Below are 3,140 nucleotides of genomic sequence, written 5' to 3' on the forward strand. Positions count from 1 at the left end.
AGACGGCATACGAGATAGGAGTCCGTCTCGTGGGCTCGGAGATGTGTATAAGAGACAGCTATTTCCCTGGTGCGCTCAGTAACCGTTACAAGCATTATGTTCATTATTCCTATCGAGCCCACAAGCAGGGAGATAAGAGCTACTGCAACAAGGAAATTTCTCAGGGTATCAGCAAGCTGGTTTGTTTGCTCAAGGACATCCGCCTGATTGAAAATCCGGTAGGGCTTCGCGTCTTCATCGTTGATATCCCTTGAAGATACTCCAAAGTTCCGGGCAAGCCGCTTATCCACCTCTTCCGAGACTTCTACCACTTTCTCGATGTTGTCGGACATGGCAAAAAAGGCCGAGAAATCATCTTCTTCTAGCATCTGGTTGATGGTTGAAACTGGGATAAAGATGCTCACATCCCTATCAATCCCCCCTCCGACGAAAGATGTAGCAGGGCTTTTAATGATGCCTTTCACCTTGAACTTCTGGGTCACCGTCCTGCCCCCTTCAAGACGCAGGGTAATGTCTATAGAACTGCGGGTGGATATGTTCCTATCAAATTTTTCGTTTGCAACTTTGGACCCGATTGCTGCAGAAAACGCATCCTGGTCACTTATGAAACTGCCGCTTTCCATAATGATATTGGCAGTATCCTCATAGTCTCCAGTTACTCCCGCGATGTCTATATTTTTATTCTGGGAGAAGGAGGTTACCACCCCAAGCTGCTGTTTTATGGGAGAAACCCCGCTGATGCCGGGAGTTTTTTTGATTATTTGAAGCTCATTGTTGTAAAAAAGGTTAGGTTCCTGGCTGTAAATAATAATAAAATTGGAACCCTGGGCATTTATCTCCTCTTCAAAAAAAACATTGAAACTCTCCCCAAGAGAGACGTTCGCCACCACCGCAGCAATCCCTATGATAATGCCGAGGGTCGTCAGGCCTGAGCGGAGCTTTGCGCTCGCTATGCTCCCAAGAGAGATACCGATAGCTTGCCTTACCTTCAGCATACATCCTCCCATTTTAGAGTTCCGGGCTGCTTAAGCTCTGAATCCTATTTTCGACAGGTATAGGGAGATTAAAGGGTCTTCAGCCCTCAGGCAGTCCATTGAGGATTAATTTCTACAAAACCCAGCAGATATTAATGTCCAATATTCCCCTGTAAATATTAATGTACAAATATATAATAAATCATTGTTGGAAGAAATAGGGGTTTCGATGGGTACTCTGCTCTAAGGTACTCATGCAACACAGGCGTTAAAAACAGAACAAACTTCCAAACATTACAAATTAGCACATTTCTTATATATGCTGATGTTATATGATAGGAAATATAAGCATATGTATGAAATACTGAAAGTTAATAAGAAATAAAAGATAAATAAATATCATTTTGAGAATTTTATAAACATTTTCTAAACACTTTAAACTAGATTTTGAGTGCTGAATGTTATCATTTATACCTCCACCGCCTCTGCTTCATGCCCCATTCAAACCTTGACTGTGCGCTGAAAGATGCACTATTGTAAACACATGGAGGGGGAAAGATTCTGACAAAAAATACTGACAAATACCCCGAACTTTTTTCAAGCATTCCACAGAGCTCACAGCTCTCCGCCGTATATCGTGATCTCGAAGAACTGGCAGAACTACACGTTGCCTATTTTAAACAAGGGATTGAAAGGGGAGATCACTGCCTCTGGACCGTCCCGGATTCGCTTTCAGCCGAAAGAGCAAAAAATGAACTTGAGAAGGCAGGAGTGGATGTCGGGAAATACATCACTTCATCTCAATTAGAGATTCTACCAACCGGCACACTTTCGGAAAGTATCCTCCTGCTTGAATCTGCAGTAAAAGAACTCATGGGGGCGGGGAATGAAAAAGCCCTTTCCGAAGAGTTTCCTGGATTCCGAACGAATATCGGTGTTAAGGGGGCCGGAAGCTCCTTCAAAACCTGCTTTGAAGGGTTAGAAAAGATCCTTGAAGAGATCAGTCAGGGTAATAGAGTAAATCTCACATTTCTCTGTACTTTCCCGCTTGAAGAATTGTCAGGCAGTGCACTTCTTGAGCTGGTGGAGGAAAAGGGCGTTCTCGTTAAAAGAAAAGGCAAATGGGAATATCTGGTGAATACATGCAACTTAAACGGGCACAAAGAATTGGAAATCACCCTTCTCAAAGCAAAAAATGATGCTGAAGCGACAAACAGGGCAAAAAACAGTTTCATAATGAATATGAGCCATGAGCTTCGGACTCCTCTCAATTCAGTAATAGGCTTTTCTGACCTGCTGCTGGAAGGAGCTTTCGGGCCCATGAATACAAAACAAGCAAAGTACGTCAACAATATCCTGATAAGCGGGAAAAGCCTGCTGGAGATTATTAACAACTTGCTTGACATCTCAAGGCTTGAAGCCGGTGAAAAGACCCTCAAATATGAGGAAGTGGATGTTGCAAGCCTCATAGGGGAAGTGAGAATGAGCCTCCTTTCGCCTGCTTCGGTTAAGAAGATCACTGTTGAACTGAAGATCGATCCTTCTGTAGGAAATGTTCGGGCTGATATTACAAAATTCAGGCAGATCCTGTACAACCTGGTCAGCAACGCCATAAAGTTTACTCCAGCAAAAGGAAAGGTCATCATCAGTGCCTGCAAAAAAGAAGGAGTTCTTGAGGTCAAGGTTTCGGATAATGGAATAGGGCTTTCAAAGGAGAGTCACGAAAAGATATTTATGCCCTTTACACAGGCAGATTCTTCTGCAGCCCGCGGGTACGGTGGAGCCGGTCTTGGGTTATATATTGTCAGGAACTTTGTAGATCTTCACGGCGGGAAGATCTGGATTGACTCAGAGATCGGAAAAGGAAGTACGTTTACCTTCACCCTTCCGGCAGAATAGGAAAATACCTCTCTCCCGGAGAATAAAACGAAAAAAGCAAACTCTTCCCTTAAAGGAAAAAAATCGAAAAAAATGGGCTCGGCACCTGAACCTGAAAATTGAAATTAGAATACAAGCTACTTAATAAGCGAATTGAAATTAAAAAATTCTGCAAAAAGAAGCCGGGTCCAGCGGAAGACATCTGCCATAAAAAAATTGATCGAAGCTGGTTCAGGGATACACTGGGCGTTTCCGCAATAATCTCCTTTATGGGCCAGGGTTGTAAAG

General features: G+C 43.3%; 2 protein-coding genes. One reads left to right on the forward strand and one right to left on the reverse strand.

Translation table 11 applies throughout. From position 1 onward, the window contains the following. Nucleotides 1-995, reverse strand: a 995-nt coding sequence (locus EO95_RS07685) for an ABC transporter permease (protein ID WP_048133640.1), incomplete at its 3' end; no start/stop codon positions are given. A gap of 582 nt (nucleotides 996-1,577) precedes the next feature. Between EO95_RS07685 and EO95_RS07690 the strand changes: the two genes are divergently transcribed. Then, a complete protein-coding gene (locus tag EO95_RS07690) occupies nucleotides 1,578-2,873 on the forward strand; it encodes an MEDS domain-containing protein (RefSeq protein WP_082105973.1) in 1,296 nt (431 codons plus the stop codon). Nucleotides 2,874-3,140 lie beyond the last annotated feature (267 nt).

The organism is Methanosarcina sp. 1.H.T.1A.1 (genome assembly GCF_000979295.1).
Lineage (GTDB): Archaea > Halobacteriota > Methanosarcinia > Methanosarcinales > Methanosarcinaceae > Methanosarcina.